Source organism: Pseudomonas sp. URIL14HWK12:I12 (assembly GCF_003097135.1).
GTDB lineage: Bacteria > Pseudomonadota > Gammaproteobacteria > Pseudomonadales > Pseudomonadaceae > Aquipseudomonas.
Genome location: NZ_QEQL01000004.1, coordinates 520,513 through 528,566, shown reverse-complemented (window position 1 = coordinate 528,566; position 8,054 = coordinate 520,513). Strand labels below are relative to the sequence as shown.

Genomic DNA, 8,054 nt, shown 5'->3' with positions numbered 1-8,054 from the left:
GTCACCCTCTGGACGCTGGAAAGCGCCGGCGCCCTCAAGGCCAGGCTCACCCAGCTGGCCGAACGCGCCCGCAACGGCGCAATGCCCAACGTGCGCGCCATCGGCCTGGGGCTGGGTGGGCTGCAACAAGACCTGGCCAACAGCGTACAGGCACTCAAGATCAACGCCTCGGCCGCGCAATTGCTCGCCAGAAATGCCTTGTGGGATTTGCAGGACGCAGTGGGCGGCTACCGGCCGGGTACAGCGCCGATGCTGCTGAGTTTGGGGGGGTTGTGGTTTCAGCAGGACAGCTTGATGCGCAACCACAAGGCGTTGTTGGAGGTGGCCAGCGATGAACGCGCGGAGGCGCTGGCGGCGGTGGGGTCGGCGACGTTGGGGGTGATTGGGATGGGGGTTGAGGCGGCGGGGTTTGTGGTGAAGGGGGGCACGACTATCTTTCGTGAAAGTTCGCTATCCATAGGTAAAGCACTGGTTAAAACGGGAGGATCTGTAGCTGCGCTCGCTGGAGTTTTGGAGGGAGTGCAATATCACATTACGGCGATTCGTCTTCGGTTGGCGGGTGACCATAAAGCCGCCCGGCGATATAGAGTTGCAAGTTTCTCTGCCATAGGCTCAGCAGTGCTATTATTTTATGCAGCTTTCCTTGGAGGTTTTTTATTAGGAGCATTAGGTTTCGGGCTGTTCATAGCGCTGTTCACTTATGGCCTAACCTCGCAGGCCAGATCCAACGAGTCTACGCCGGTAGAAATTTGGGTAAGAAAATGCCTTTGGGGCTTACCTGAATCCAGTAGATACTGGCTCACGGCCGAGCAATTAACACACGCACTGAATGAGCTTAATGTGGCTTATGTAGGTGCAGCCGCGTATACCCTAAAACAATCGGCATTCATAAGCAAAGAGACTTCTCCAGGCGCGCAGTTACCTGTTTTGGTTGGTGGCCCTGAATTTACCCAGCGGGACATTTTAGGCTACATGATAAAGCTGCCAAATTACGACAAGAGCATTTCAGCTTATTCTTTCGAAATATATGACGCCAGTCTCCCCGAAAAGCTTGAGGCGATGATAGCTAAATCCGGAAGCGGGGAGGATTTTTTTCTCAGCGATATAAGCGGGGTAGCCGAACAGGATCAAGGAAAATATAAAATTAAATCGCAAGAAGTTTTCGAAAATAATGGCTTGCTTGTAAGGGGAGAGATACTGCTTAGGGAGTTTCACTCGTTGACCCACTTGGAAATAAGGGTGAAGTATTGGATAGACGCTACCAATGGCTCACCACCACTCATCGTACTTTCGACCAGTGAATTTCATGTTTTCCCTACCGCCTGATTCGCCAGCAGCAAATCCCAAGCTTTTGCCTCCTTCTAAGGGTTGGAAAGCTGACTTGCCCTCCCCTGGGTCTCCCATTCACAGCGAGGTAGAAAATGCGCACTACCCTTTAAATAGAAATTCGGTATACGTGGAAGTACCGAGGCATACCTTTTCACTCCGGGGCATAGGAATACTGTTCCTCATACCAAGTTTGGTGGCGGCCGTTTATCTTACGCATGATATCTATCGCCATCTCATCATGATGAACACTCTCGAACTGCTTTTAGACTTAGTGTGCGCCGCGATGATGAGCTATACGGTCATGCTCAGCTATCGACCCATTTTCAGTGCCCCCCGAAATGAACCCATCCGATTCAATCGCGCGCGTCGAAGAGTCTATGCGTACAACTTCAAACCGTGCTGGTGGAATCCTTGGGGGTCATGGCCCGTTAAGATAGTCGCCTACGAATGGTCACAGGTCAGAGCGGAGCTCTGGTCGCGCGGGGCCGGCGAGCACCATAAGTGCGGCACGATGCTCTCAATCGTAAAACCGGGCACAAACGAGGTCATTGATCGCTTCCCCTTGATTTACGAGACGCTTTCTGAAGACCCCTGGCTCTACATCCACACCTACATGGAAAAAGGCCCCGACGCCCTTCCGCCGTTCGATACCCCACGCGACCCCAACGAGTTGGTTTGGTACAGCCCATTCCGCCGCTGGGCGCCGAAGGTGCAATGGCCGGAGGACATCGACCGCGAGTCGACAACGGCTCCTTGACATCACTACTCCGAACTGCCTCATCCTCGCGTATAAAAATGCCCTCGACCCTGGCGGGGGTGGAGTGGGCGCCGTTGGGGATGATGGGGATGGGGGATACTACTGAGAAAAAGCACCGTCTGAAATCCGTGGAGATGGTAGTTAACTTCTGGCCCGATGCCACATACCACTCGCAGCCACTGACCATCACATCGAGTAGTGAATTTCATGCTTTCCCAACAACCTGATAAACCTGTAAGGACTCCAGCCCTACTGCCCCCGAGCAAGGGTTGGAAAGCTGACTTGGCTGCACCGAGAGCCGTTGCTCACCGCACCCCGCAAAATGCGGAATACCCTCTTTATAGAAATGACATATACGTTGAGGTCCCAAGACATAGTTTTTCTTTTCGCGGCTTTGGCGTACTACTACTACTGTTAATGCTGCCCGCATGCCCACCTATAGCACAAATGACTTACCGTCACGTCCTTTCGCTGAATATCACTTCGCTGACGATCGACATACTCTGCATGGTGGCTATGAGCTTCACAGCCATGATGGCATACCGATTGGATTTCAGCGCCCCCCGAAACGAACCCATTCGATTCAATCGGGCGCGTCAAAAAGTCTATGCGTACAACTTCAAACACTGTGGGTGGAATCCTTGGGGTTCATGGCCCGTTGAAATCGTCGCCTACGAATGGTCACAGGTCAGAGCGGAGCTTTGGGCGCGCGGGGCCGGCGAGCACTACAGGTGCGGCACGATGCTCGCAATCGTGAAACCGGGCACAAACGAAGTCATTGATCGCTTCCCCTTGATTTACAACACGCTTTCCGAAGACCCCTGGCTCTACGTCCACACCTACATGGAAAAAGGCCCCGACGCCCTTCCGCCGTTCGATACCCCACGCGACCCCAACGAGTTGGTCTGGTACAGCCCCTTCCGCCGCTGGGCGCCCAAGGTGAAATGGCCCGAGGATATCGATCACGAGTCCACCACTGCACCCTGAAAGTACTGATAGTGATTTCTGTATAAACGAATTTAAGAAATCAACCTGTTCTATGGCGCTCGCTATTATGGTTTTCTCTTTGCTGGGTTGATTAAGTACATGCGCGTCAACAATAACCTTAGTACAGCAAGCAAATATTTGGCCCATCTAGGAGTATCGACCTGTCTGGATTATATAGATATCCGGCCAATCAGCACGTTCAAAGCAGGAAAATCCATGAGCTTATTTCGCAGGCGCCCCCCTAGACCATCCCCATTGTTGATACCACCTTGCAAAGGCTGGAAAAAAGATCTGGTCGCTCCGGGCAAGCACAGTAACACCGCCGAGTGTGAGTTTCCACATCGCGGTGTTTTCAATATGGGAAACCAGAACTTTATAGAGATCTCGCGAATGAGCTTGTTCTGCAGGGGCTGGTTGACACTTTGCACAGCACCAGTATTGATACTCATGCCTTTGCTGATATACGATCTGATCGTGGAATGGCGAATATTCGAGCAAGAAGAAGGTCTTTTCTTTTTTCTGGTAATTCCACTGATTGTATTTTTATCTATACCCCTGCTGAGAGTCGATCTACGCACACCATTGAATGAACCCATTCGCTTCAATCGTGCACGCCAAAAAATCTACGCGTATAACTTCAAGCCTCGCTGGTTACCTCTGTTCAGCCCTTGGCCCATCGACATCGCCGTCTACGACTGGTCACAAGTTCGTGCAGAGTTTTTCTGTTACAGCGCAGGGTCCAATTACCAATACGGTATTACCCTTTCCATCGTCAAACCCGGCACGAACGAAGTAATCGACCGATTTCGCATGACGTACAACAACGCGTCCGAAGACCCCTGGCTCTACGTCCACACCTACATGGAAAAAGGCCCCGACGCCCTCCCGCCGTTCGATACCCCACGCGACCCCAACGAGTTGGTTTGGTACAGCCCATTCCGCCGCTGGGCGCCCAAGGTGAAATGGCCCGATGACATTGATCTGGAGTCTACGACCGCACCGTGAACCCGCCGCCCAGCGGTGCTGCTCAAACGGGCCATAAGGCCCCAGGTTGTGGACATACCCCGTGCTGGCAGTGTGAATGAGGCCGAATGAGGTATGAACACGGTGTATGGCATTTGCGATCGCACATTGACGTTTGGTTCCCCTGCGGCACTGCTGGGTCAATACCTAGGACAAATCGTGAAGGTCTTGCGTGATCGCTGGGTTGATTTCAAATTCCGAGAACATGACCTTCAAGCCGCTTCGTTCCGGGGTACAGGCCATGGGGCCCACTTGATAGGCATCAGCCACCGGGAAGGGCGCTAGCCGCAGAAGCGGCCAGACCCTTGTGTCGCGGGATGCCTGAATACGCAGGGTGCCTGCCGCCAGCGTGACGCGCAGATAAAAGTCCTCAAGCGCCTTGAAAGGTTGCGAGACCGACCAGTCCGACTGCCCGTTGGTGACAACGGTACTGAGAAAAGCCTCCCCGTCTGTGAACTCGACGCCGGTTTTCACCCAACGTCGCTCGTCGATACGCACCATCAAGCCTGCTTGGTCGTAGAGCGACCGGAAGGCGCCCTGGATGCGGATTTTGGCTGTGAACCCGTCTGGAGTGGTTACTCCGAGGAAATGACCGGTGTCACGCGTAAAGCCGTAATGAGTTTCCCGCCAGAAATCCGTTTTTTCATCGGTCGTTATCGTAAGGCTGTGTTTGGAAACTTCCGACAGGGTAGGAGGGTTCAGCCAGCGCCCACGGGTGAAATCTATATCCATTTCAAGGCTCCTTGCTTTACGGATAAGTGCAGAGGGTACGCGCCACTCGGCAAAGCGCTCTGCAAGCCTATATAAAATCGATGCGGGGCGCAGGGTACGAAAAGGGCCTCAGGCCGGCTTGCAAACACCCTGGTAGGTTTACGGCCCTTTGGCGGAGCGCCCCGTCACGTTGGGTATTCACACTCACAGATTGATCAGTTCGTCTGCACCGAGCCGGCTTCGCCCTCAGCCGCCCTGGCACCCAACCCCACTCTCATGTCCGCCCCGCTGGGCTGCTGATACAACACCAACCCGAACTCTGGCAGCACCGCCAGCAGATAATCGAAAATATCCCCCTGTATCCGTTCGTACTCTGCCCACACGGTGGTTCGAGTAAAGCAGTACACCTCGATCGGCACCCCCTGGGGGGTGCTTTCCATCTGCCGCACCATGCAGGTCATGTTCGGCTGCACATCGGGGTGGCTTTTCAAATACGCCAGGGCGAATGCGCGGAAGGTGCCCAGGTTGGTCATCCGCCGCTGGTTAGCCGCGCGGTTGGCCACCTTGCCCTGGGCCTCGTTCCACGCCTGCAGCTCTGCCTGCTTGCGGGCGACGTAGTCGGTGAGCAGGCGCACTTCGCCTAAGGTGGTTTGTTCTTCCGGCGCCAGGAAGCGCACGCTGCTGGCGTCGATGAACAGGCTGCGCTTGATGCGGCGCCCGCCGGCCTGCTGCATGCCGCGCCAGTTGCGGAAGGATTCGCTCATCAGGCGCCAGGTGGGGATCGAGACGATGGTTTTGTCGAAGTTCTGCACCTTAACGGTGTTCAGGGTGATGTCGACCACATCGCCGTCTGCCCCTACCTGGGGCATTTCGATCCAGTCGCCCACGCGCAGCATGTCGTTGCTGGTGAGCTGTACGCCGGCGACGAAGGAGAGCAGGGTGTCTTTATAGACCAGCAGGATGACCGCCGACATCGCGCCGAGCCCCGAGAGCAGCAGCAGGGGCGAACGGTCGATGAGGGTGGCGACGATGATGATGCTGGCGAACACGTAGAGCATCATCTTGGCCAGTTGCACGTAGCCCTTGATCGAGCGGGTACGGGCGTGTTCGGTGCGCGCGTAGATGTCGAGCAGGGCGTTGAGCAGCGCGCCAAGGGCCAGGGCCTGGAACAGGATGGTCACGGCCTGCGCCACGTTGCCCAGCACATGTTCAAGGCTGGCGTTGAGCTCAGGCACGAGCGCCAGGCCGAACTGCACTACCAGCGAGGGCACCATCTGCCCCAGGCGCAGGAACACCTTGTTGTGGCGCAGGTCTTCGACCCAGTTCAGGTTGAGCTGCCGCGCCAGCAGCCGTGCTGCGCGTTGCAGCAGCAGGCGCATCAGGCGCCCGCAGCCCCAGGCCACCACCAGCAGCACAGCCAGGCCCATTGCGGCTTGTAGCAAAGGATGACGGTCGAAGATGGCCCAGAGGGCCTGGAGCTGGAGCCATAGGGTTTGCATGGGTAAGCCTGCGCGTGAAAAAACAGCGCGTCATTAGACGCGAGTCGCCGCCGCTTGGCCATGCCGATGCGTTACCGGGTGTGAAACCAACCCACTAGTGAAGGGGCATGCTCGGCATTTTCAAGGCCAGCGCCATGCCTAGGCCGAAGGCCAGAATCACCAGCACACCGACCCAGGCAAGCTTTGGCCCGCGCCTGGGCGACGGTGGGGCGGCGGGAGCTGGAAGGGGGGCGCCAGGCTGGTCGGCTGTGGGCTGCGCGTCGATCCAGCGGTCGTGCTCGGCTTTGCGTTTCGGGTCGCTCAGCACTGCATAGGCTTCGTTCACCAGCAGCAGGATACGGGTGGCATTTTCGCTGCCGGGATGTTTGTCAGGGTGGTACTTCTGCACCAAAGCCTTGTAGGCGGCGCGGATGACTTCCGGCGGTGCATTGCGGGTCACCCGCAGGTTGTTGTAATGGGTGTGCAGCTCAGACATGGCGCCTTTCCAAAACCAGGTTCGCCGTGGGTGCACGGCTGGCAAGCTGTGTATCGGCGCTGATACGCCGGACTTGAGGCGCCGCGTGCTACCTGCCTTCAGTGACGCTGCGGCGGGCCCAGCACCCCACGGCGCTGGCCACGATCGCCAGGCCCGCCAGGCTGAATACCCAAGGTGCCGAGGCAACGGGCAACAGCCAGCCAGCCAGCATCGGCCCGAGCCCGGCACCGATGTCCCGCCACACGGCGTTGGAGGCCAGTGCCGAGACGCGTGCGTGGCCTGGGTTACGTTCGGCGACCAAGGTGGTCACCAACGGCAGTTGCAGCGCGCGCAGCACCAGCACGCCCGCGGCGCCCGCCACCACCCATAGGCTGCCGAAAGCGGCCAAGGCAAGGGCGCTGAGCACCGAAAAAAGTAGCAACATGGCGCTAGCGCCATAGTGCTGCGCCGCATGGCCACCCAAGGGGCTGAGCAGCATTTCTGAGAGGTAACGCAGGCCCATCAGCAGCCCGGCGACGATCAGCGCGTCACCCCCGAGCAGGTTTTGCGCCTGCAGTGAGAGGCCAAAGATAAAGAGCCCGTCCAGCGCCACGCCCTCGATGAAAGACCACAGTGCCACGCTGTCGGGCAGGCGCAGCTTGCGCGGGCCGCCGGCCAAGGCGTGCGGAGCGGTGGGCAGGCGCCTGGCAATCAGTACCCCCACCAGGCAACTGACGGTGAGCACCATGAACACCGAGCGCGGCCCGCAGGCTTCGCTGAGCAACGCCCCCAAGGGCAGGGCCAGCATCGGCCCGATCGCGATGAAGGCGCGCGAGCGGCCTGACCGTTTGGCCGCACCTTCGGCTTGTGCAGTGGCCAATACCTGGGTAGACAGGTTCAGCGCAGCGAAGCACAAGCCCCAGACCAGGCGCAGCCCCAGCAAGGCTGCAAAGCCTGAGAACAGCGAATTGCCGAGGGCGCAGCACATCGCTGCCAGAGCTGCCAGGGTCAGCGTGCGGCGATCGCCGAAGCGACTATAAAAGTGCAGTACCTGGCGGTAGCCGAAGATCCGTACCAGGCGGTTGGCGGCAAGCAAGATACCCGCTTCAGCGAGGGTAATGCCGAAGGCTTCCGGGTGCATGGGCAATAACAGATACAGCAGCACATCGCTCGGCAGGCAGAAGGCAAGCGTCAGGGCGGCTAGGCGGGCGTCACGATCAGCGCTACGGGGCAGGGCGGAATCAGTCATGTAGCCGGCAACATATTGTCATGATTTTGTAACATCATGCCGGTT

The 8,054-nt window shown here is 57.6% G+C and carries 8 protein-coding genes; 4 read left to right on the top strand and 4 right to left on the bottom strand.

Going from position 1 to position 8,054, the window contains the following annotated elements; genetic code table 11:
* The 4 genes from F474_RS22690 to F474_RS22980 form a co-directional block, all read left to right on the top strand.
* On the top strand, window positions 1-1,326 hold a 1,326-nt coding region (locus tag F474_RS22690), incomplete at its 5' end, for a hypothetical protein (RefSeq protein ID WP_177430791.1).
* Between the two features lie 241 nt (window positions 1,327-1,567).
* Window positions 1,568-2,086, top strand: a complete 519-nt coding sequence (locus F474_RS15175) for a DUF6708 domain-containing protein (protein ID WP_256577864.1) — start codon at window positions 1,568-1,570, stop codon at window positions 2,084-2,086.
* Window positions 2,087-2,293: 207 nt separating this feature from the next.
* Window positions 2,294-3,073, top strand: a complete 780-nt coding sequence (locus F474_RS23295) for a DUF6708 domain-containing protein (protein ID WP_371919429.1) — start codon at window positions 2,294-2,296, stop codon at window positions 3,071-3,073.
* 99 nt (window positions 3,074-3,172) lie between these two features.
* The gene (locus tag F474_RS22980) at window positions 3,173-4,078 is read left to right on the top strand and encodes a DUF6708 domain-containing protein (RefSeq protein ID WP_256577724.1); all 906 of its coding nucleotides are present in this window, start codon (window positions 3,173-3,175) and stop codon (window positions 4,076-4,078) included.
* Between the two features lie 165 nt (window positions 4,079-4,243).
* Here the strand turns inward: F474_RS22980 and F474_RS15160 are convergent, their stop codons facing one another.
* The 4 genes from F474_RS15160 to F474_RS15145 form a co-directional block, all read right to left on the bottom strand.
* The gene (locus tag F474_RS15160) at window positions 4,244-4,828 is read right to left on the bottom strand and encodes a DUF1349 domain-containing protein (RefSeq protein WP_097084792.1); all 585 of its coding nucleotides are present in this window, start codon (window positions 4,826-4,828) and stop codon (window positions 4,244-4,246) included.
* A gap of 194 nt (window positions 4,829-5,022) precedes the next feature.
* Window positions 5,023-6,306, bottom strand: a complete 1,284-nt coding sequence (locus tag F474_RS15155; protein ID WP_097084793.1) for a mechanosensitive ion channel family protein — start codon at window positions 6,304-6,306, stop codon at window positions 5,023-5,025.
* Between the two features lie 94 nt (window positions 6,307-6,400).
* Window positions 6,401-6,781, bottom strand: coding sequence for a J domain-containing protein (locus F474_RS15150; protein ID WP_097084794.1), 381 nt, complete (start codon window positions 6,779-6,781; stop codon window positions 6,401-6,403).
* Window positions 6,782-6,869: 88 nt separating this feature from the next.
* Window positions 6,870-8,009 (bottom strand): MFS transporter, encoded by a 1,140-nt coding sequence (locus F474_RS15145; protein WP_097084795.1) that lies wholly within the window; start codon window positions 8,007-8,009, stop codon window positions 6,870-6,872.
* Between the last annotated feature and the right edge of the window lie 45 nt (window positions 8,010-8,054).